The organism is SAR202 cluster bacterium (assembly GCA_016872355.1).
Lineage (GTDB): Bacteria > Chloroflexota > Dehalococcoidia > Lucifugimonadales > VGZY01 > VGZY01.
In genome coordinates this window covers 41,750-62,833 of sequence record VGZY01000008.1, presented here as the reverse complement: position 1 = coordinate 62,833, position 21,084 = coordinate 41,750, and the positions used below count along the sequence as shown (strand labels likewise).

Annotated in this window: 17 protein-coding genes and 1 riboswitch; of the genes, 15 read left to right on the top strand and 2 right to left on the bottom strand. The window is 63.8% G+C overall.

Features of this window, described 5'->3' with window-relative positions:
• Positions 1 to 221: 221 nt before the first annotated feature.
• Positions 222 to 332: riboswitch (TPP riboswitch) on the top strand.
• Between the two features lie 64 nt (positions 333 to 396).
• The 8 genes from FJ319_03535 (at position 397) to FJ319_03500 (ending at position 6,531) form a co-directional block, all read left to right on the top strand.
• Positions 397 to 849: a hypothetical protein gene (locus FJ319_03535; protein MBM3933365.1), complete on the top strand. Its 453-nt coding sequence runs from the start codon at positions 397 to 399 to the stop codon at positions 847 to 849.
• A gap of 58 nt (positions 850 to 907) precedes the next feature.
• Positions 908 to 1,621 (top strand): ABC transporter ATP-binding protein, encoded by a 714-nt coding sequence (locus tag FJ319_03530; GenBank protein ID MBM3933364.1) that lies wholly within the window; start codon positions 908 to 910, stop codon positions 1,619 to 1,621.
• A 139-nt stretch (positions 1,622 to 1,760) separates the two neighbouring features.
• Positions 1,761 to 2,534, top strand: a complete 774-nt coding sequence (locus FJ319_03525) for an ABC transporter permease (protein MBM3933363.1) — start codon at positions 1,761 to 1,763, stop codon at positions 2,532 to 2,534.
• A gap of 15 nt (positions 2,535 to 2,549) precedes the next feature.
• Entirely contained in the window at positions 2,550 to 3,635 is a 1,086-nt protein-coding gene (locus FJ319_03520) for a pyrimidine biosynthesis enzyme (GenBank protein MBM3933362.1), read from the top strand.
• A gap of 6 nt (positions 3,636 to 3,641) precedes the next feature.
• The gene (locus FJ319_03515; GenBank protein ID MBM3933361.1) at positions 3,642 to 3,821 is read left to right on the top strand and encodes a hypothetical protein; all 180 of its coding nucleotides are present in this window, start codon (positions 3,642 to 3,644) and stop codon (positions 3,819 to 3,821) included.
• Positions 3,818 to 4,621, top strand: coding sequence for a bifunctional hydroxymethylpyrimidine kinase/phosphomethylpyrimidine kinase (gene thiD, locus FJ319_03510; GenBank protein ID MBM3933360.1), 804 nt, complete (start codon positions 3,818 to 3,820; stop codon positions 4,619 to 4,621). The genes FJ319_03515 and thiD overlap by 4 nt, the downstream gene beginning before the upstream one ends.
• A gap of 31 nt (positions 4,622 to 4,652) precedes the next feature.
• On the top strand, positions 4,653 to 5,540 hold the full coding sequence (locus FJ319_03505) for a hypothetical protein (GenBank protein MBM3933359.1): 888 nt from the start codon (positions 4,653 to 4,655) through the stop codon (positions 5,538 to 5,540).
• 40 nt (positions 5,541 to 5,580) lie between these two features.
• Entirely contained in the window at positions 5,581 to 6,531 is a 951-nt protein-coding gene (locus tag FJ319_03500; protein ID MBM3933358.1) for an ornithine cyclodeaminase family protein, read from the top strand.
• 145 nt (positions 6,532 to 6,676) lie between these two features.
• On the opposite strand, the gene FJ319_03495 is transcribed toward FJ319_03500, so the two are convergent.
• Positions 6,677 to 10,972: a hypothetical protein gene (locus tag FJ319_03495; protein MBM3933357.1), complete on the bottom strand. Its 4,296-nt coding sequence runs from the start codon at positions 10,970 to 10,972 to the stop codon at positions 6,677 to 6,679.
• Between the two features lie 235 nt (positions 10,973 to 11,207).
• On the opposite strand from FJ319_03495, the gene FJ319_03490 reads away from it, so the two are divergent.
• Positions 11,208 to 12,443, top strand: a complete 1,236-nt coding sequence (locus tag FJ319_03490) for an MFS transporter (protein ID MBM3933356.1) — start codon at positions 11,208 to 11,210, stop codon at positions 12,441 to 12,443.
• 6 nt (positions 12,444 to 12,449) lie between these two features.
• Entirely contained in the window at positions 12,450 to 13,109 is a 660-nt protein-coding gene (locus tag FJ319_03485) for a MarC family protein (protein ID MBM3933355.1), read from the top strand.
• Positions 13,110 to 13,121: 12 nt separating this feature from the next.
• Here the strand turns inward: FJ319_03485 and FJ319_03480 are convergent, their stop codons facing one another.
• Positions 13,122 to 14,303 carry a M24 family metallopeptidase gene (locus tag FJ319_03480; protein MBM3933354.1) on the bottom strand — a complete coding sequence of 394 codons (1,182 nt, stop codon included), beginning with the start codon at positions 14,301 to 14,303 and terminating at the stop codon, positions 13,122 to 13,124.
• A gap of 215 nt (positions 14,304 to 14,518) precedes the next feature.
• Between FJ319_03480 and FJ319_03475 the strand changes: the two genes are divergently transcribed.
• From FJ319_03475 to FJ319_03455, 5 genes are all read left to right on the top strand, one after another.
• Complete coding sequence (locus tag FJ319_03475) at positions 14,519 to 15,604, top strand: NYN domain-containing protein (protein ID MBM3933353.1); 1,086 nt, start codon at positions 14,519 to 14,521, stop codon at positions 15,602 to 15,604.
• A 210-nt stretch (positions 15,605 to 15,814) separates the two neighbouring features.
• Complete coding sequence (locus FJ319_03470; GenBank protein MBM3933352.1) at positions 15,815 to 17,335, top strand: AMP-binding protein; 1,521 nt, start codon at positions 15,815 to 15,817, stop codon at positions 17,333 to 17,335.
• A 9-nt stretch (positions 17,336 to 17,344) separates the two neighbouring features.
• On the top strand, positions 17,345 to 17,563 hold the full coding sequence (locus FJ319_03465) for a hypothetical protein (GenBank protein ID MBM3933351.1): 219 nt from the start codon (positions 17,345 to 17,347) through the stop codon (positions 17,561 to 17,563).
• A 3-nt stretch (positions 17,564 to 17,566) separates the two neighbouring features.
• Positions 17,567 to 18,982, top strand: a complete 1,416-nt coding sequence (locus FJ319_03460) for an amidase (protein MBM3933350.1) — start codon at positions 17,567 to 17,569, stop codon at positions 18,980 to 18,982.
• 146 nt (positions 18,983 to 19,128) lie between these two features.
• Positions 19,129 to 21,063: a S9 family peptidase gene (locus FJ319_03455; GenBank protein MBM3933349.1), complete on the top strand. Its 1,935-nt coding sequence runs from the start codon at positions 19,129 to 19,131 to the stop codon at positions 21,061 to 21,063.
• Positions 21,064 to 21,084: the final 21 nt, after the last annotated feature.

Sequence of the window (21,084 nt, the reverse complement as noted above, 5' to 3'; positions counted from 1 at the left end):
ACACCCATCAGCTCAGCGGCCTTACTTGCCTCGCAACGCCCCTCCAGAACAAGGTTCAGTATCTGTGCTCTCTTCGCTTCTCGCTCGGTCAAATGTAGTCCTCTCATGGACTGACATATTCACTGAGCAGTTACCTACTGACAATATCACTGAGCAAAGACACGGCGGGGCCCCTTCGTTGACACCCCTTTGCTCGTCCGCTAGACTGCTTCTCAATCGAGTACTTGCCCGGGGGGAGCTTGGGTAGCCAGGCTGAGAGGCTCCGCTTTATCGGAGCGACCCCGTGACCTGATCTGGGTAATGCCAGCGAAGGGATGAGGCGCAGCCAGCCTTGTTTGTTCGTTTGCCGCCCGGATTCCGGCGGCATTTTTGTTTTCTGAGCACACAGGAGAGCCAATGGAGTCCCCCTTCGAAGCGGTCGTTGCTTACTTTGAGACAGAGCACGCCGGATATTTTGCCGTGGACGAGCCATCTATGTCGGTGGCGCTGTCCCTGCAGGGCGCGAACGGCACATACCACGCCCTCGTTACGTGGAGCGACGAGGCGCAGAGGCTCACGTTCTCCGTGCGCGGCATCATAACCGTGCCGGAAGATAAGCGAGTGGCAGCGTGCGTGCTCGCAAACCTCATCAACTGGAGCATCTCGATCGGGAACTTCGAGTTGAGCATGGACGACGGCGAGCTTGCGATGAAGCTGGCGTTCGACCTGGCGGACGGCGAGCTTGGCTTCGGGCAGATAAACGAGAACTTCAACAGCGTCCTGGGCGTCGCTGACCACTATGCGCCGGCCTTCCACCGCCTGGTCCGGGCGAACCTTACTCCGGAGGAGGCGCTTTCGTTCGTTGGCTAGCACACCGCGCGCAACCCAGGCCGAGCCTGCCATCAGGCTCAGTACCGTCAGCAAGACGATGTCTCAGGACGGCAGGTCGCTCCACGTGCTGGACAACATCGAGCTCTTCGCGGCAAACGGCGAATTCGTCAGCATCATTGGGCCCAGCGGCTGCGGAAAGAGCACCATTCTAAATATCATTGCCGGGCTGGATGAACCCAGCGCCGGCACGGTCTACCTGAACGGCGACGCTGCCGCGGGGCGGCTGGGCGCCGTCGGATACATGCACCAGAAGGACCTGCTGATGCCGTGGCGGACGGCGCTGGACAACGCAATCCTGGGACTGGAGATCAGGGGCGTGTCCAGGAGGGACGCGCGCACGAAGGCGATGGATCTGGCAGACCGTTTCGGGCTCAGGGGCTTCGAGAACGCTTACCCTTACGCTCTTTCCGGAGGGATGCGCCAGCGGACGGCTTTCCTGCGCACCGTGCTGGCCGGCCAATCGGTTTTCCTGCTGGACGAGCCGTTCAGCGCGCTGGACGCGCTGACCCGGACACAGCTGCAGGACTGGCTGCTCGGGCTGTGGGAGCAGCTCAGGAAGACAGTCGTGCTGGTCACGCACGACGTGGACGAGGCGATCTTCCTGTCCGATCGTATCTACGTGATGACCCCTCGGCCGGGGCGAATGAAGCTGGTAGAGCGGGTGCCGCTCCCGCGGCCGCGGACGCGGGCGATGGTGACGGAGGCGGAGTTTGTGCGGCTGAAGAAGAAGCTTATGGCAGCGCTTCTGTAATGCAAGGCAAAGCACTGAGTTCGTAGAGGCGCTCTGCATGCCGTAACAACGTTCGTGGCGTCCAGGCAGGCGCAGCCCGCCACTACGAAAGCTGAAGACCGGCAGCCGGGAATACAGTGCTTGCCGGAACGAGGACGCGATGCGTAGATTGGCAAATACAGCCAGGGTCTGGCTCCCCGCGCTCGCGATCATGGTTGCCGCGATCGCCGCTTGGGAAGTCTATGTGCGGGCGTTCGACGTGCAGAAGTGGCTCCTGCCTTCGCCGTCGATTGTCGCCAGGACGCTGGTGAACGACTCCGGGATGCTCTGGGGGCACACGTGGGTGACCCTGGGCGAGGTCCTGGTAGGTTTTGGAGTCGCACTCGCAGTAGGGGTGGCCCTCGCCTCTGCGATAGTCCTGTCCAGGACGGTGGAGAGGGCGCTATACCCGTTCCTGATTGCGTCCCAGACTGTCCCGATCATCGTGATCGCGCCGCTGCTCATCATATGGGTGGGTTATGGTCTCACCCCCAAAGTAATTGTGGTGGCGCTGATATCGTTCTTTCCGATCGTCGTCAACACGGTCGACGGCATGAGATCGGTTGACGCGGACATGGTCAACGTAATGCGCACGCTGGGCGCGAACCGCCTGCAAGTCTTCCTGAAGGCACAAGCGCCCGCCTCACTGCCGTACCTGTTCTCAGGCATGAAAGTCGCCATATCAGTCAGCGTAATCGGCGCGGTGATAGGCGAATGGGTCGGGTCGAGCAAGGGGCTGGGATACCTGATGATCCGATCGAAGCCCCAGTTCCTCACAGAGCGCGTCTTTGCCGCAATCGCAATCCTGTCCGCGATGGGGACGATGCTTTTCGCGTTGATGACCGTAGCCGAGAAGTGGGCGATGCCATGGAGACGGGTAAAAAGTGACAGTTAAGCCGGTCGCCCGACAATAGTTGAGATTACAAGGGGAGAATTACACGTGTTGAATCGCCGAATTGTATCCTGGTTTTCCGCCGCTGCCGCCTTGTTCATCCTGGGGCCGGCGGCCGTCGCATGCGACAGTGGGGCGCCCGCCCCTACCCCCGCCTCCCCGGCGGCCGGCCAGCCGACCAGCGTGGCGGCGAATGGTCTTACGGAAGTATCCGTGGCGCTCGACTGGTATCCAAATGCCAACCATGCGGGCCTCTTCGTGGCCTTTGAGAAAGGCTACTTCGCGGATGAGGGGCTGGCGGTGCGAATGTACACGCCGGTAGACCCTTCAGCGGTGCTCACGACCGTTGGCGCGGGGCAGGACGACTTCGGAATCAGCTACCAGCCGGACATCCTGCTGGCGCGCGCGCAGGGAGTGCCGGTGGTCTCGGTGATGGCCCTGGTGCAGCACCCCCTCAACTCCGTGGTGGCGCTGCAGTCCTCCGGCATCACCCGCCCTCGCGACCTTGTTGGGAAGAAGGTCGGCTATCCCGGAATACCCACCAATGAGCCGCTGCTGGACACAATGTTGAAGTTCGACGGCGCATCCGGCCTCGGCGACGTTGAGCTGGTGAACGTCGGCTTCGATCTGGTGCCGGCCCTTGTGAGCGGCAAGGTTGATGCGGTGGTAGGCGCTTACTGGACGCACGAAACGATCATGCTGGAGAATGAAGGCCACCCAGTTAACATCATGCGTATGGAGCAGTGGGGCGTCCCTGACTACTATGAGCTGGCGATAGTCACCAGCCAGCGAAACCTTGGGCAGAATACAGAGACTGTCGAGAAGTTCGTCCGGGCCGCGCGCAGAGGGTACGAAGATGCGGTCGTGGACCCCCAGGCGGCCATCGACCTTCTGGTCGAAAGCAACAACGAGGAGATCGACGAGAAGATAGAGCGGCCGGGCGCAGACCTGCTTGTGGAGGTCTGGAAGACGGAGTCCGGCGGGTTCGGTACGCAGGACCCCAGCAGGTGGCGGGCGTTCGCCCAGTGGATGAAAGAGCACAACCTTCTGCCGCCGGACCTCGTCGAGACAGAGGCGTTTACCACCCGGTTCACGGAGCGGTGATGACACATGGAGCAGGACGGAACGAAAGGCGAACGGCGGGAGAACAAGCGCCGCAACCAGCGGAAAATGAAGGTTGTGGGCAAGAGCGTCCAGTCCCTGCAGGAGATAATACGCAAGCGGGCTGAATATGCGCGCAAGGAAGACCAGAAGGGCGAAAATGACCGGAAGCAGGAGGGAACAGGATGATCAGGAAGAGCGTGGCGCGGGTAATGACAATCGCCGGTTCAGACTCCGGCGGCGGCGCGGGCATACAGGCCGACCTCAAGGCGTTCGCCGCAATGGGGGCGTACGGCACGTGCGTTATCACAGCCATCACCGCGCAGAATACGGTGCGCGTGACGGACGTGCTGGAAGTCCCTGACGCGATGATACGCGCCCAGATAGACGCCGTCATGAGCGATATCGGCACGGACGCCGCCAAGACCGGCATGCTGGCATCCGCGGCCATAATTAACACCGTGGCCGAGAAAATAAGGGAGCATGCTATTTCCAACCTTGTCGTCGATCCGGTGATGGTTGCCAAGAGCGGCGACCGCCTGCTCCGGGAGGACGCCATTGACGTGCTTCGGAGGGTGCTGATACCCCTCGCGACCGTCGTTACGCCTAACCTGCCTGAGGCGGAGGCGATCACCGGTCGCGTGGTCAAAGACCTGGACCAGGCGCGCGATGCCGCCAGGATGATTGTGGAGGAGATGGGCGCCAAGGCGGCGGTTGTAAAGGGCGGCCACATGCCGGGCCCGGCGACCGACACGTTCTATGACGGCACCGAGGTGAGGTTGTTCACCGCCCAGCGCGTCTCGACCACCAATACGCACGGCACGGGATGCACTTTCGCCTCGGCGGTTGCGGGGTGCATTGCGCGCGGCATGCCGCTCAAGGAGGCCGTGGGCCAGTCCAAAAAGTACGTGACGGAGGCCATTCGCTCCGGCATAGCCGTCGGCCACGGCAGCGGCCCCCTCAACCACTTCTACAAGTGGTGGGAGTGAGATGTTAACCGCAGATTTCTCAGATTAAGGGATGCAGAATGCGCTTCCGCTCGATATTGACGGGATCGCGACCGATGCGCAGGCGGCGATGGCCGGGCTTCTCCGGCGCGATGTGCGCCTGTCCAACCCCGACCTCCTCAAGCAGTGGAACCGCAACTACGTATTACGGCTGGACGCGGCTGCGGCGGTCGCGCTAGCCTCTTTCCACGTACGGACGGCTGGACACGGCGAGACGTTCCAAAAGCTCCGTGACGAGGCAGAGGGGAAGCGGCATCTGTCGATACGCGAGCGCCAGCCGGCGGAGTTCCGGAAGCTTCTCCTCAGCGTGCGCAAAGCCTTCACGTCGGCGGGAGTCAGACCATCGCGCGGGTTCGCCGAGGAGTACGAGGCGGTCTGCGACAGGCTCCGCAACCCCGGCCCGTTCCTGACTTTCACCAACGGCGACATCGCGCCGACGAACGTGTTCTTCACGCCCTCCGGCCCCAGGCTCATCGACTTCGAGTACTGTGGCTACCGCCACGCCTTCTACGACACCACATGGTGGCGCATCGGCCTGCCGCTCCCGGACGCCGCCGTGGACAGGATTGACCGCGCATACCTTGACGGCATCGTCGGCCTCTTCCCCACCCCGCCGGACGCCACTGCTCTCTACAAGGAGATCGCCTCCATTAGCGCCCACCGCCTCTTCTGGTGCCTCACCTGGGCGTTCGAGGACGCCCTGCGCGAGCCCGGCGTGTGGGTGGACGACTTCACCCTCCGCCAGGCCTACACCACCTACCTCCGCGCCTTCATCACCGTCGCAGAGCGAGCCGACATCCTGCCCGCCATGCGCAGTTCCGCGCAGTCCCTGCAAGACCGGCTAACGGAACTGTGGGGAGAGGCTGACACAAGGGAGTACAATTTCCCTGTGTTCCGGTAACGGGGCCCATCTGTTTCCATGTACCACAGGGGAGTCCGCCATGCCGCTCTACCTCACCGAATCCGACGTTGAGAACCTTCTTACGATGGACATTGCCATCGATTCGCTGGACGAAGCATTCCGTCTTCAGGCACGCGGGCTGGCCTTTAATCACCCCCGCTACCGCCTCCCGATGGGCAGCGGCACATTCGCGTTTATGGCCGCTACCGCGCCCGGGCTGGGCGTTATGGGTACAAAGACTTATGGCGCCACCCGGGGCGGCGTGCGTTTCTATGTGAACCTCGTCAACACTGCGACGAGCAAGCTCCTGGCGGTTATCGAGGCATCGCGCCTCGGGCAGGTGCGTACCGGCGCCGCGAGCGGCGTCGCCACGCGCTACATGGCGCGCCCGGACGCCGCCACGGTGGGCATGATCGGAACGGGATACCAGGCTCGGACGCAGCTTGAGGCGGTGTGCAAGGTAAGGCATGTCGAGGTCGCACGCGTTTACGGTCGCACCGAGGCCACGCGGGAAGAGTTTGCAGCTTCGGCGGCGGGAGATCTCGGTCTGACCGTAATTGCAGCGCGCTCCGCCGAGGAGTGTGTGAAGGGAGCTGATATTGTCATCACGGTCACCAGCTCCTCGTCCCCGGTGCTCTCGGGAGAGTGGATTACCCACGGGACCCATATCAACGCCGCCGGCTCCAACCACATCACACGCAGGGAGCTGGACCCCGAGACGATAAAGCGGGCGACTGTGGTTGTGGCGGACGACACTGAGACCGCCAGGGTTGAGTGCGGCGAGCTCATACATGCGGTCGAGCGCGGGATCCTGGGGTGGAACCAGGTATTAAACCTCTCGTCAGTTGTGGCGGGTGAGGCGCTCGGACGCAAGAGCCTGCAGGACATCACCCTGTTCGAATCGCAGGGATTAGCGCTGGAGGATATCGCCGTCGGCTTAAGGGTCTACAAAGCGGCCCTGCAAAGAGGAATCGGCAAAGAGATCGGATAGAAAAACAGAGAGGGGACCGGCCGGGCCGGTCCCCTCTCTTCTTGTGCTGCCTGTCGACTACCTCAGCGTTACGACAACACTGCGGGTCGTGCCGTCGTCAAGGGTGGCCCTGATCGTCAGAAGACCGATAGAGATGCCCTTGGTGCTAAGGTTGAAGATGTACTGGCCATCGCTGTAGCGGGCGAGGCCAAGGGACTGGCCCGCCGTTGATCGAAATACTCGCAATGGCCGTGCTCACCGGCGCGCCTGAGGCGTCCGTAAGCCTGAACTTCACCGGGATGGTGGAGCCGCCCTTGAACGTGGACACCGGCAGCGGTATCGGCTGCAGGAAGCCGCTGAAGCCGTAGGTGACCGCGTAGGAAGCCGAAACGGTTGTCGTGTTGCCGGCCACGTCCGTGCACGTTGCCGTGTAGGTGTAGCTGCCCACGCTGTTGGCGTTGCCGCCGGTGGTCGCGCCCGAAGACGAGGCCACGCCGGAGGTGGCGTCAGTGCAGGTGTTGCCCGCGACCGGCGCGCCGCCGACGATGTAAACCGCGCCGTTGCTCACACCGGTGATGGCGACCGCAGGGGCGGTCTTATCGATGTTGAGGCCGGACACCGTGGCGGATGCCGTATTGCCGGCAAGGTCCGTGGCCGTCCCGGTGGCGGACTGGCCCGCGCCGTCGGTGGTCAGGACGGTATCGCCAGTGCAGCTATCGACGCCGGAGAGCGCATCGCCGCACGTGAACGTCACCGCCACGTCCGTGTTGTTCCAGCCAGCCCCGTTGGGGGCGGGAGCTGCCGATCCGCTGATCGTGGGAGCCGTCGTGTCGATGTTGATGTCCGCTACGGTCGCCGACGCGGTGTTGCCCACGTTGTCGGTAACAGCACCGGAGGCGGACTGGCCAGCGCCCTCACCCGTCAGGGTGGTGTCGCCGACGCAGCTCGCCACGCCGGACAGGTTGTCGTCGCAGGAGAAGGTCACCGTTACGTCAGTGTTGTTCCAACCGTTGGCGTTCGCGGCGGGGGACTGAGAGCCGCTGATCGTCGGCGCAGTTGCATCGCGCTTTACGGTGACGCTCTCGGAGGCCGTGCCGCCGCCGGAGGTCGCCGAGCAGGTGATCGTCGTCCCGGCGGTATCGTCGGACACTGTGGTCGTGTCGCAGCCGCTCGTGGACGAGACTGCCGACTCGTCGTCCGTGACCGTCCACGAGACTTCTACGTCGGACGTATACCACCCGTTATCGCCGAGCGTGCCGGTCACGGACGGCGTGATAACAGGAGGAGTGGGATCGTTGACCGTCACTGTAGCAGTGTACTCGGTGAAACCGCCGTCCTTGTCCTGGACCTTGCCCTTGACGTTCCGCGTCCCGGCCACAGTCGTAGCGCAGGAGGCGGTGTTGCCGCTCCCGAGCGCGCTGTAACCCGAGCCGCTGCCGCAGTCGAAGGCGTACTGGAGGCTCGCCGCGTCGATGCTCGACGCGTCTGACCCGCCGGACAGGGTCAGCGTGAAGCTGCTGCCGGCGTCAACGGGGCCGTTGTTGGAGAAGGTCGCCGTGGGGGCGACGTTGCGGACCCTGGCCGTAAAAGTAACCGTCGCCGGCGGAGCGACGCCGTCGTTCGCCGTGATGGTCACCGTGTACTGGGATAGCGGCACAGCGCCGTCCAGGGCCGGGTTGCTCCAGCTCCAGGAGCCGCTATTGACGCCGGTCTTGGTGACCGTGCCGACGGAGGCCGTGATGGTCACGTTCTGGCCCGCATCAGCGTCGCTGTATGTGCCTGCTCCGCCGTTCGTGCCGCCCTCGTCGGCAGTCGTGGTAGGAGCGTTCACGGTGACTGTCGGCGGCTGGTTCCCCGGCACCACCTGCACCGTGGCATTTGCCGTCAGCTGAAGGTTTGTCGGGTCGCCCGGCATCCCGCCGTACTCGACGACGTAGCCGAGCGGCGCATAGTCGCCGCTGGAGACTGTGTTCGGCAGGTCGTTCCAGACGCCCTGGCCGCTGACGCCGATGTTCGGGTTGCCGATGATGTGCGCGTAGTCTTCGTCGCCCGCGTTGTTCGGCTCGCCGCCGTTCCAGTTGGTGTAGGCGCCGCCCTGGGGAGAGCAGAAGCCCGTGCCGACGCAGAAGGTCGTGCCGGCCTCAGGCCCGGAGACCCACTTCCAGATCGACTCGGATGTATGGTCGCTGCCGCCGATCCAGCCGTTCCCCTGGACCTTGGAGAAAATGAACTGGTTCTCCGCGGAAGAGGTGATCGTAGCAAGGTACCCCTGCATCCCGTACAGGCTCCGGGTGGAAGCCTGGGCGAGAGCGGTGCTCCACGGAATCCCGAAGGAGCTTACAAACTCGTAGAAGTGCCCGTTGCCGGTGAAGGCCAGCTGGTTTGCGATGGTGAAGGTTATGGTCCGGTTGGCGGTGTTGGCGTTTGTCACACTATTGCGATAGGTCACCTGGCGCAGGGCCGCCTGGTACGTCGCGGGCGAGGCGCTGCCGCTCAGCGTCAGGACGCCGGTCGAGCTGTTGTAGCTCCAGGTCAGGCCGCCGACCGTGCCGCTCGTGCCGCCCTGTCCCTGTATGCCCAGCGAGTCCTGGGCGGCGATGAAGCCGGCCCCGATCGATACCCTGGCGCCGGAGAGGTTCTCCTGGCCGGGGTCGGTGATGGTCGCGTTGGGGTCGACGACCACTGCCGGTCCGCCGCCGGTTGCGGTTACGGTGCCGCCCGCGGTCAATGCCGGCGGCGCATCCTTCACAGTTACAGTGAAGCTGGTCGTCGCTGTCGCGGCGCCATCGTTGGCGGTGATCGTCACATTATATGAGCCGACGGCCGTGGTCGTGTTCGTCCAGTTCCACGTACCGCTGTTCGTGCCGGTCTTGGTGACCGTCCCGGTCGATGCCGTGATGCTCACGTTGTCGCCGGAGTTCGAGTCGCTGTAGGCGCCGCTGATGGCCGCGGCCGCGCCCTGATCGGCAGTCACGGAGGCGCTATTGGCGGAAACGGTCGGTGCAGTGTTTACCGCGACCGCCGCGTTGCCGCGGAACCAGATGGCCATAGTGGCCGGGGTGACCTGGTTGCTTACGCCGCCCGGATTGTAGGCAATGCCGGCCGCATATGGGGGCGCATTGATTCCAAGGTACACGGCCTTGAACGGCTGGCCGTCGATCGTCCAGTCGCACTGCCCATTGTTCTGGTTCAGGACCAGGCCGTAGGCCATGCCGTAGACCGCGCCCAGGCTGTCCGTCCGCGTGTACATGGTCGTAGGCAGGTCAGGGGAGCCAACGATGGGCGTTACCGTAACCGGGCTCCACTTGCTGGAGTCCAGGCACTGGTAGCCGCCGCCGGTTGGGTCGAGGGTCTGGTTGAGGCGATTGGGGACGCCGAACTTCACGGCCTCCTGATACGTAGCAAGGTTGCCGTTTGAAATGCCGTCAGCCCAGGAAAGGGCCGCCTGGGTGCTGCGCCTTGCAAGCATGACGGCGTTGATGTTAGCGGATGACGTGGAGCGGTTCGTGGGATTGTAAGTGCCGTTGGCAACGTTCAGCTTACCGGCCAGGTTAGAACCAGCGCCGTAGCCGGCCAGCGTCCAGCCGCCGCCGTCCGTGGTGATGTCGCAGTAGACGTTGACTGTGGAACCGTCCTGCTCAGGGTCAATCGCGTAGACGCCGTCGCCGGTGGAAAAGCCGCCGACGAGGATGTCGTAGCAGGTTGTGGGAGGAGCAGGGGGAGGAGGAGGCGTAACGGTGGCCGCGACCTCTGAAGGGGTCAGGACGCGGTTGAATATCTTGACGTCGTCGATGCGGCCTTTGGCGTACCGGGGGGCGTCCCAGGTCTCGCAGCAGCGGCCGATGTAGGCCGCGCCGGTGCCGCCGTTGAACGCGCCGTGGCCGCCCGTGGAGGCGACCTGCGTGCCGTTGACGAAAATGGTCTGGACGCCGCCGGAAACCCTGTACTGCCACGCGATGTGGTACCAGGTGTTCAGGGACATGTTACAGCCGCTGCCTGTGTCGTTGCCGAGGAAGCCCATGTAGGGCTGCCCGCTACGAAGCACCAGGTGCATGCCGCTCGGGCCTGTCTGGTTGCCCAGTACGGCCCAGTCGCCGCCGTAGCCGCCAAGGCCGGAGAAGGCCGTGGCGTTTACCCAGGCGGTGACAGTGAAATCATGGTTGTTCAAGTCGAGCGTATTCACGCCGGGGAGGACAACGTACTTGCCCAGGTCGAGAGAGATTGCGTTGCCGAAGCCGGACGGACCGGAGGCGAATGTGGGGCTGCCAACGAGCGTCCCGTGCCTGTTATTGCCGGAAGAGTCATTGGCATTACTGCCGTCGAACGTGTAGTGTGCCATCAGGGACGGGTCGGCCGCGGCGCGAGCCTGCTGTGATACAGACATGGCAACGACCGCGAATGTGACGGCGAGCAGCAACGCAAGTACGTTGCCCCGCCTCATAAAGAGCCCGATAAGGCGCATATAACCTCCGTTTATGAAATCGAGCGATTATTCGCTTGCGTACGTAAGGGTAGTCTTTTCTACGTACGTAGGTATCGTGCTGGCACGGTAATGGTGTATTAGGAAAATACCCGTCGCGGGCGGGACGGCCTTATGGTGGGAAGCATGTACCATCCGAGTCACTAAGGTGTTACCATTCCCTCCGTGCTGCTGCACGCTGGAATACGTGGGAATACGTCAATTCTGGGCCAGGTAAATGAGCTCCTCCCAAACAAACCCTGAAGCGCCGGCGGTGAAATCCGGGCGCAACGTCATGGCCGGGACGATAGTCGTTGGCCATGGTGTAAAGCACCTTCTGGCGTCCGGCTTCCAGAAGATCATCATGCCCGAGATGAAGATCGGCCTGGGGCTGAGCAACACGCAGTTCGGCGCGCTCGGGTCGGCCCAGGCGCTGTCGTCCTGGGCGGCGACGATGGTGGGCGGGTACCTGGGCGACCGCTTCGCCAACAAAGCGGCCTTCTTTATTGCGCTTTCGCTCGGCATTACCGGCGTTTCGTACTTCATCGCCGGGTTCGCGCCGAACTACTGGCTGATGTTCTTCGTAATGCTCCTGGCGGGCGCGGGGCCGTCGCTTTTCCACCCGCCGGCCCTTGGGGAGCTTTCGCGAGGGTTCCCGGAAAAGCGCGGGTTTGTGGTCTCGCTGCACGGGACCGGCGGCATTGCCGGGGAGATACTGGGGCCGGTAACGACCGCCGCGGTGCTTTCTTTCCTCATGTGGCGGGACGTTCTCACGGTGAGCCTGTTCCCGGCAATGGTGACGGCGCTGCTGGTTTGGGGCATACTCAAGCTGCTGCCCCGGACGAGTCACGAGTCGGTATCCAGGCGCGGCTACTTCAAGGCGTTGCTCGGCCTGATGAAGAGCCCGGTGCTCATGGTGCTGGTGCTCTCTACGGTCTTCCGCGCAATGGGCGAGGCCGCGGTCGACGTATTCCTGCCGGCGTACCTGCGCGAGACGCTGGCGTACTCCTCCGGCAAGGTGGCGTTGTACCTTTCGCTCGCGCAGGTGATGGGGCTGGTCTCGCAGCCGCTGATGGGGCACATGGCGGACCGTTACGGCGCGAAGAAAGTGCTGATGCCCGCGATGGTGTCTAGCGCCCTGCTGATGCTGGGTCTGGCGCTGGCGGAGCCGGGCTGGCAGCTTCTCGTGATAATCGTCGTCGCCGGCAGCTTCAAGTTCACACTGCAACACATCTTTGTCGCAGCGGCGATCGAGGCGGCGAAGGGACAGTCGCAGTCCACGGTGGTCTCGCTTATCTATGGCGCGAGCATTCTCGGGATCCTCTCCCCGTTCATCGCGGGAGTGGTGTCGGACAGCTTCGGCATCGAGAGCGCGTTCATTTACGCCGCCGGCATGGCGGCGGTGGCCACGGTGCTGCTTGCGCGGTTCAGGATGCCGTCCGGGCCGGCCGCGGCGGCGAGTGGGAAGGCATAGGCCGGCATGGAAGCGCTGCAAGACATCATCAGAGGTATCTCCTCCGGCCTTTCCGGGACCGACATCTTCGGGCTGCTGAAGGAGTTCTCGCTGGTCTTCTTGCCGATGCTAGTGGCGATGGACCCGATTGCGACGCTGCCCTTGCTGGTGCCGTTTCTCTCACCTATCCCGCCCGAGCGTCGCGGCAAGGTGATAAACACGGCGTTGCTGACAGGGCTGCTGGTTGGGCTGCTCTTCCTGGCGCTGGGGCGCGGCATATTCGCCGTGCTGGGGATCGAGATACCGGACTTTCTGATTGCCGGGGGCCTCATACTGCTGGTGGTGGCGCTGCGGGAGCTAATCGGCGACGAGAGCAGCAGCGCGCCGGTGGAGCTCAACGAGCTGATGGCCGTGGTGCCGATAGGCACGCCGCTCCTGGTGGGCCCTGCGACGATATCGATGCTTATCTTGCTCAGCAGCCTCTACAACATCTGGCTTGTGCTGGCGGCGTTCCTGCTAAACGTGGCAATAGCGTGGCTGGTATTCATGCAATCTGGCCGGATTGCGCGGTTTCTCGGCCGGGGCGGGCTAAAGGCATTCTCGAAGGTTGCGTACCTGCTCATGGCGGCGATCGCGGTGCAGCTCATAAGGCGGGGAATCACCGACATCTGGCGCGCGGCTGGGTAGCGCACGTCCCTGCTATCCACTGATCAAGACCACATCGTGTTGCACGTCCGTTGTTATTTGCGGGTCCTTCTCAGTGATGTAGATGTCTATCTCCGAGCGGACGCCGAACTCCGGGAGGTAGATGCCGGGCTCCGCCGTGACGGCGAGGCCAGGGAGCAGGAAGCGCGTATCACGGGTCTCCCAGCTATCCAGGTTGACGGCGTTGCCGTGGACCTCGCGACCCAGGCTGTGGCCCAGGCGGTGGTTGAAGTATTTTCCATAGCCCGCGCGGTCGATGTAGTCCCGCGCCACCCTGTCCAGCTCCCACCCCTGCACGGGCCTGCCCGCCTGAAATGCCGCCGCTATGGCATCCACCGCCGCGTCGCGCGCGCCGATCACCGCTTCGAAGACCTTGCGGTGGCGCTCCGGGACCCTGTCCCCCACGTACGCCGTCCATGTGATGTCGCTGTACATAGTATCCTCGCCCGCCATCCGCGCCCAGAGGTCGATGAGCACCCAGTCGCCTCGTTTGATCTGCCGCGCGTTCTCCGGCGTGGGCTCGAAGTGCGGGTCGGAAGCATGGTCATTGACGGCGACGATGGGGCCGTCCGTGACCTCCAGCCCCACCTCGCCGAAGCGCTTGCGGATGAAGTCCGCGACGTCGTGCTCGGTTACGCCAGTCCCAAGGTTCACGCCTATGCAGTCGAACGCTTCGTGCACGATGGCGCTGAGGTGGCGGGCGGCCTCCAGGTGGGACTGCAGCTGCGGCTCGGTCCAGCGCTGCGTGGCGTGCTGGAAGATGTCGGCGGAGGAGACAACCTCCACGCCGAGGCTGCGGACGAGCTCTACGATGCCTGCGTCGACCCTGGATGCCCGGGGCAGCTCCGCCATGGGGGAGTACTCCATGGCGACTCGCACGGCCCCTGCAAGCATTGCGCGAAGCTCGGAGACCATGTTCTCACGGCCCCTGAAGAGGATAACCGGCACTCCGAGCCGGCCGAACCTGCCCTGGTCAACGAAGCCGACGAGAAAGCGCGCCTGGCCTCCCTTCGGTACCCAGAGCCAGCACGGGCGGGTGACGTTCGAAATGGGGCCGACGGTATCCCAGAAGACCGCATTCATTCCCCGGTAGTCGTACAGCAGCCAGCCGTCCACCGGCCGGCCGGCCATATACTCCTGCGCGCTGGATATTGCGTCTGCGAGGCCGTTTCCCATAGCTTCTCCGGTCTGAATTTATGGACGAGCGTCAACGGTTCGATTCATCATATATCGTCGAGGGTTGCGCCGCACACGGCTGATGGGAAATTCCAAGCAACCACCTCCGAAATCCGCGGGGCAATCTTCGAAGCGTCGGTTAGAATGGGAACGATATACCTGCAAATTCCCGGTCCGATTGTTCCAGATACTAGTTTCCCCGCTGTATAAGTACGATGTGCAACATTCACGGCGCCGCCGGTGGAGGGATGTTAATTTTGGTTAAAGCAATGGTCTTTATCGATGGGAGCTGGCTCTACCACTGCAGATCGATCCTTAGACGAGACATCGGCGATCCAGAGTTCGCGATAGACTACCGCAAGCTGCCCCTCACTCTACTTGCGCGCCTCCGCAAAGAGATGACCGTCAGCGAGATAGACCTCGTGCGTGTGCACTTTTTCGCCAGCCTGCCTAAAGGGTACGCGTCCGAGGATACCGACCTCGTCGCCGGGCAGCAGGACTTCTACGACCGGCTGGAAGAGGAGCCCAACTACGAGGTAGATATCTCGAATATAGATTTCAAAGGACGCAGGCTGAAGGCCGAGGACCGCGACCCGTACGATTCATTCGTTCCCCGCGAGAAGCGCATCGACGTTGCTCTCGCATGCGCCGTCCTGTACAACGCAATGCTGCCGGGGGTGTACGACGTCGCGGTCGCACTGATCGGGGACGAGGACTACGTCCCTGCGCTGCAACAGGTGAGGCGGCTCGGGAAGCGGGTGATGATCGCGAGCGTCCGTGGCAGCTGTGACGAAGTTTACGTGGACCCGGTTGACCCGCTGAGGCTGCGGGACTTCCCTACCATCTTCCTGAACGACATCCTGCCCGAGATAAGAATGGACTACGACACGATCCAGCTCGAGTGCCAGTCGCCGCAGCACGTGGGCGACCGCCACTTCCTGACGCGCTACCACCCACGCCCCGGGGAACGCATCTACTGCGATGTGTGCCGGGCGCGCTTTGCGCAGGAGCGCGCGCAGGCCGAGGCGCAGCTTGGCGAGCCGATCCCCCAGAATGTCCTGGAGCACGCCAGGCCCGGGTACCGCGTGGGACGCATATCCTACCTTAACTATACCGGCGGGTACGGCTTCATCCGCGTCGACGGAGGCGGGGACTACTATTTCCACGTCACAAACCTGGCGGAGATCCAGTTCGAGTCGCTGAAGGCGATGCAGATCGTCCAGTTCAAGGTGGACAAGGCGCCGTCCCCGGAGAACCAGAACCGCGGCAACGCCAGCGAGGTGTGGCTGCTGGCGACGTAGTGGCAGGTGGGCCATTCTTCGTAGGGGCGCACCGCGTGCCCCCGTTACGTTGTTAACACGGCCTTAATCGTCGGCAGGCGACGGGCGCACGCAGTGCGCCCCTACGAAATCCGGGGCACGCGCCGACCAGCGCCTCTCCGGTTGCGCCGTTTGGTAGAATACCTCTTGGCTTGAGGACCATTGCCAGGAGACCCGTCATTGACTTCCACCATTCCGCTCATTGCCCGCGCGGCTGAGCATGGCTCGCGGACTGCGATAATCGATTCCCGCGGCGCGCACACATATGACGACCTGCTGAACGCGGCTGGCAGGGTAGCGTCCGGGCTTCTCGCTGGCGGCGAGGATATGAGGGAGGCGCGCGTCGCCTTCCTGGTGCCCTCCAGCTTCGAGTACGTGGCCACCCAGTGGGGCATATGGCTGGCGGGGGGCGTTGCTGTGCCCATCGCCACCACGGACACGGCGCCTGAGATCGAGTACCGCATCCTCGACTCCGGTGCGTCGGTCGTGGTTGGGCACCCGGAGACGGCTGCCGTCATTCGCCCTATTGCGGCATCGCTCGCCCGCCGGTTCGCGCTGGCGACCGACCTGCTCGCGGCCGAGCAGTCGCCCCTGCCGCAAGTGGACCCGGCGCGGAAGGCGATGATCGTCTACACGAGCGGGACGACGAGCAAGCCGAAGGGCGTCGTCACCACGCACCGTAACATCACCGCGCAGGTCAGGACGCTCATCGAAGCATGGGCGTGGACCGGCGACGACCGCATTGTGAACCCCCTGCCCTTGCACCACGTCCACGGCATCATCAACGTGCTTTCGTGCTCGATGTGGGCGGGCGCGGTGTGCGAGATGGCGCCGAAATTCTCCGCGGAGAAGGTGTGGGAGCGGTTGGCGAGCGGCGAGCTCACTCTTTACATGGCAGTTCCCACAACCTACAAGGCGCTCATCGCTGCGTGGGAAAAGGCGGCCCCTGAGCAGCAGCAGCGCATGGCAGAGGGCTGCAAGAAGCTGCGGCTGATGATATCCGGCTCCGACAGCCTGCCAATCGACACCTTTGAGCGCTGGAAGCAGATCACCGGCCACACCCTCCTTGAGCGCTACGGCATGTCGGAAGTGGGCATGGCGATCTCCAACCCCCTCAACGGCGAGCGCATCGCCGGGCGCGTGGGGAAGCCGCTGCCGGGTGTCGGTATTCGGATCGTTGATCTGGACATGGCCTACTTCGAGGAGACCGGCAAGCACAGGCACGGCCCGGCTGTGACGCAGGACGGCGCGGCGGGCGAGATACAGATCAAAGGCGACAACGTCTTCCAGGAGTACTGGGACAGGCCTGAGGCGACGGCGGAGGCGTTCACGCCGGACGGATGGTTTTGCAGCGGTGACATCGCCTCCACGACGAACAGCAACATCCGCATCTGGGGGCGCGCCTCTCAGGACATCATCAAGTCCGGCGGAGAGCTCGTCTCGGCGGTCGAGGTGCAGCGCGTGCTCAAGGAGCACCCGGACATCGAGGACTGCGCCGTCATAGGCGTAAAGGACGCGTACTGGGGCAAGGCCGTATCCGCGGTGGTGGTGATGCGCAACGGCAAGGGCGTGACCCGCGAGTCCCTGCGGGAGTGGGCGCGCGACAAGCTGGCGCCTTACAAGCTGCCACAGAAGGTCGTCGCCGTAGACGCCCTGCCGCGCAACGCGATGGGTAAAGTAGTGAAGCCACAGCTAATCAAGCTCTTCGAATAGGGGCGCGGCATGCCAGGCAAAAACACCAATCGCGAGCACGAGCTGGAACTCAGGCAGAACATGATCAGGCAGTGGTACGGCGACAGGGTCGGCGAGGAGCGCCTGAAAGCAATCCGCGAGGTGGTGGAGGAAGAGGTGATCGACATCGGCGAGGCCTTGAGGGAGACGCCGCTGAAGATGACCGACGAGCCGCAGCCGCTCTTCACGCCGTACCGAAAGGACGGGTAGACCATGGCGCATAACCCGGTCTTTATGCCCGTCCGCAGGCTGGCGGAGCTTGTCCGGAGCCGGCAGGTCTCACCCGTGGAGCTTGCCCAGCTATTCCTGCGCAGGCTTGAGATGCTCGGACCGCGATACAACGCCGTGGTGACGCTCACCCGGGAGCGCGCGATGGAGCAGGCCCGCCGCGCCGAGAGGGAGATTGCCGAAGGCAAATATCGCGGCCCGCTGCACGGAATCCCGTACGGGCTGAAGGACCTCTTCGCGACGCGCGGGATCAAGACGACATGGGGGGCGGAGCGGTACAAGGACCAGACGCCGGACTACGACGCCACGCTCGTGCGCAGGCTGGAAGAGGCGGGCGCCGTGCTGGTGGCGAAGCTGGCGATGGTCGAGCTCGCCGGCGGGTTCAAGTACATCCAACCTAACAACGCGTTCACCGGCCCCGGCCTCAACCCGTGGGACATCTCCACGCAAAGCGGCGGCTCATCCAGCGGCTCGGGCGCGGCGGTTGCGGCGGGCCTCGTCCCCTTCGCCATCGGCACCGAGACGTGGGGATCAATAGTGATGCCCGCGAACAACTGCGGCATAGCCGGCCTCCGGCCCACATACGGACGCGTGAGCCGCCACGGCGCGATGCCCCTCTCCTGGACGCTGGACAAGCCCGGCCCCATGTGCCAGACGGCGGACGACTGCGGCCTGGTGCTGAACGCCATCGCCGGCCACGACCCCCAGGACCCTGCGACGACCGAGCGCATTTATGAGTATGACGGCGAGGATTGGGGCGAGCACACCCCCGGCAGGCGGTTCAGGCTGGCGGTGCCGAAGGACGCGGCGGCAGAAGCGGACGATACTGTGAAGTCGCGCTTCGACAAGGCGCTCAAAACGCTGAGCGGCTTCTGCGAGATAGACGAGGTCCCGTTCCCGGACTACCCTTACGGCGCGGTTACCCTGGGCGTCTTCATGGCCGAGTCCGCAAGCATCTGGGAGGAGTTCATAGACAACGGGTACGGCGAGACGCTGACCGCTCCCGAGTCCAGGAATTACGTCTACCCGCGCATGGCGATGCTCGCGACCGACTACCTCAAGGCCGTCCGTCTCCGCACCATCATCGCTCGCGAGGCGGACAGGGTGATGGCGCCGTACGACGCCGTGGTTGCGCCCACCTGCATGATACCTGCCCCGCCGGTGGCGCCCAAGCCGAAACAGTCGCTGAAGGAGCGCTCCAAGGAGATAGTGGGCGCACTGGGCAACCTCGCCGGCCTGCCGGCAATCTCTGTGCCGATGGGCTTCTCGGACGGCATGCTCCCGGTAGGCATCCAGTTCATGGGCCGCGCGTACGACGACAACGCGGTGATTGCCGTCGCCCGCGCCTACCAGTCGGTCACGGACTGGCACACACGCCACCCGGCGGATGTGATGGGGTGAAGGGGAAGGGGTAAAGGGGCCAGCCATATTGAGCCAAGAAGATGGGCGAATGAATTCGCCCACGGCCTTATTAGCCCAAGGCTCGCGCACTGTAGGCTGAGTATCTTTGCAGGCCCTGGCCGCAATTAAACATTCGGAGGTCTTCGGTGTCTCTTCCTATTACGCCTGAGCACATACTCGATATCGTTAACGTCTCGGAGCCGGTAATGGCGCCGGACAGCTCGAACGTGGCGCTCACAAAGTCGTGGATAGACCGCGAGACTATGGAGAAGCGGTCGCACATCGTCGTTGCGCCGGCGGGCGGAGAGCCGAGGCAGTTTACGAATGGGAAGTCGGACTCTTCCCCGGAGTTCTCGCCGGATGGGAAGACAATTGCATTCGTACGGCCTGACGACAAGGGGCGCAAGCAGTTGTGGCTCATCCCCGTAAGCGGCGGCGAGGCGCGCAAGGTCACGGATGTGGCCGGCGGAGCGGTCGGCCATGCCTGGTCGCCGGACTCGAAGTCGCTCGTCTTCGTCTCGAAGGTGGACCCGGACAGGCTGCCGGACGGCCACGACTCAAAAAAAGACCCGCGACCGAAGGTGGTGCGACGCCTCAGGTACCGCTACGACGGCACAGGGTGGCTGGGCGACTCCTTCAAGCAGCTATTCGTCGCAGACGTCCAGTCCGGGAAGTCGCAGCAGATCACCCACGGCGAGGGAGACCATACTTGGCCGTCATGGTCGCCCGACGGCTCACGGATCGCGTTCATTTCAGACGAGGTCGATGGTCGAGACTTCACGAACTGCTTGCAGGCGTTCGTGATCAGCGCCGCAGGCGGCGAGGCGAAATCGTGGTCGCCGAAGCTCTCCAACGTGTGGGCGCTAACCTGGTCGCCGGACTCGCAGTCGCTCGCGGCAATCGGCTCGCACGACTTTTCGTGGTGGGACCCGAGGCAGGCATGGCTCTACGTGCTGCAGGACGGCAAGCCGCACCGGATGGTCACGGACGGCGCATATACGCCGGTGTACGATGCGCCTGAGCTGCGGTGGACGGACGACGGGCGGCTGGTCTTCGTGGGCGTGCGCAAGGGACAATCGTTCGTCTGCGAAGTCCCCGCGGCCGGCGGCAGGCTGCGGACGATCACCGGCGGCGCGGCGCAGTACCTGGGGCTGGCAATGGACAGGCAGGCGCGAAAGGCAGTCACGCTGACGCTCACTCCGGAGACCTCGGGCGAGATCGAGCAGCACGACCTTGCCGGCGATCAAAAGCGGCCGGTCACGACGTACAACACACAGTACTTCAAGGACCACCCGACCGCAAAGATGGAAAAGTTCACCATCACGCGGGGCGGGCAGGAAATCGAGACGCGAGTCTTCTTGCCACAGGGCTTCGACCCCGGGCGCAAGTACCCGCTGGTGCTGGACATCCACGGCGGCCCGAACGGCCGATTCGCCGACACATTCGACTCCGTATACCAGGTTCTTGCCTCCGCGGGCTACATCACCATCGCCCCCAACCCGCGCGGCTCGTCCTCATACGGGCCGGAGTTTGCGCGGATGGTGCTTGGCGACTGGGGCGGCGAGGACTACCTGGACCTGATGGCGGCCGTGGAGGAGATGCGGAACCGGCCGTACGTGGACGCCGACCGCGTGGGCGTCCACGGCTTCAGCTACGGCGGGTTCATGGGGTCGTGGATGGTGGGCCACACGAAGCTCTTCAAGGCGGCCGTTGTGGGCGCGCCGTGCATCAACCTTCACAGCATGTACGGCACCTCGGACATCGGCGTGAGCTTCGGCGAGATCAACTGGGGAGGAGTGTTCACAGAGGCGACGCAAAAGTACCTCGAAAGGTCGCCGCTGATGTACGTGCAGAACGTGGAGACGCCAGTGCTGCTGCTCCACGGCGAGGAAGACCTGCGCTGCCCCATCCCCCAGAGCGAGGAGTACTTCGTCGCGCTCAAGCGGCTGGGCAAGACGGTAGAGTTCGTCCGGTACCCGAATTCCAACCACTCGTTCCGCAAGACCGGCCATCCGAAGTTCAGGATCGACTACTACCAGCGCATGGTGGGCTGGTTCGACAGGTACCTCTGCGGGAAGTAAGCGCGAATCACCTCGTCCCTC

What these genes read in the sequence shown, in the direction of transcription:
- FJ319_03535 (MBM3933365.1), top strand. Translation starts at nt 397, where the DNA reads ATGGAGTCCCCCTTCGAAGCGGTCGTTGCTTACTTTGAGACAGAGCAC.
- FJ319_03530 (MBM3933364.1), top strand. Translation starts at nt 908, where the DNA reads ATGTCTCAGGACGGCAGGTCGCTCCACGTGCTGGACAACATCGAGCTC.
- FJ319_03525 (MBM3933363.1), top strand. Translation starts at nt 1,761, where the DNA reads ATGCGTAGATTGGCAAATACAGCCAGGGTCTGGCTCCCCGCGCTCGCG.
- FJ319_03515 (MBM3933361.1), top strand. Translation starts at nt 3,642, where the DNA reads ATGGAGCAGGACGGAACGAAAGGCGAACGGCGGGAGAACAAGCGCCGC.
- thiD (MBM3933360.1), top strand. Translation starts at nt 3,818, where the DNA reads ATGATCAGGAAGAGCGTGGCGCGGGTAATGACAATCGCCGGTTCAGAC.
- FJ319_03505 (MBM3933359.1), top strand. Translation starts at nt 4,653, where the DNA reads ATGCAGAATGCGCTTCCGCTCGATATTGACGGGATCGCGACCGATGCG.
- FJ319_03500 (MBM3933358.1), top strand. Translation starts at nt 5,581, where the DNA reads ATGCCGCTCTACCTCACCGAATCCGACGTTGAGAACCTTCTTACGATG.
- FJ319_03495 (MBM3933357.1), bottom strand. Translation starts at nt 10,972, where the DNA reads ATGCGCCTTATCGGGCTCTTTATGAGGCGGGGCAACGTACTTGCGTTG.
- FJ319_03490 (MBM3933356.1), top strand. Translation starts at nt 11,208, where the DNA reads ATGAGCTCCTCCCAAACAAACCCTGAAGCGCCGGCGGTGAAATCCGGG.
- FJ319_03485 (MBM3933355.1), top strand. Translation starts at nt 12,450, where the DNA reads ATGGAAGCGCTGCAAGACATCATCAGAGGTATCTCCTCCGGCCTTTCC.
- FJ319_03480 (MBM3933354.1), bottom strand. Translation starts at nt 14,303, where the DNA reads ATGGGAAACGGCCTCGCAGACGCAATATCCAGCGCGCAGGAGTATATG.
- FJ319_03475 (MBM3933353.1), top strand. Translation starts at nt 14,519, where the DNA reads ATGTGCAACATTCACGGCGCCGCCGGTGGAGGGATGTTAATTTTGGTT.
- FJ319_03465 (MBM3933351.1), top strand. Translation starts at nt 17,345, where the DNA reads ATGCCAGGCAAAAACACCAATCGCGAGCACGAGCTGGAACTCAGGCAG.
- FJ319_03460 (MBM3933350.1), top strand. Translation starts at nt 17,567, where the DNA reads ATGGCGCATAACCCGGTCTTTATGCCCGTCCGCAGGCTGGCGGAGCTT.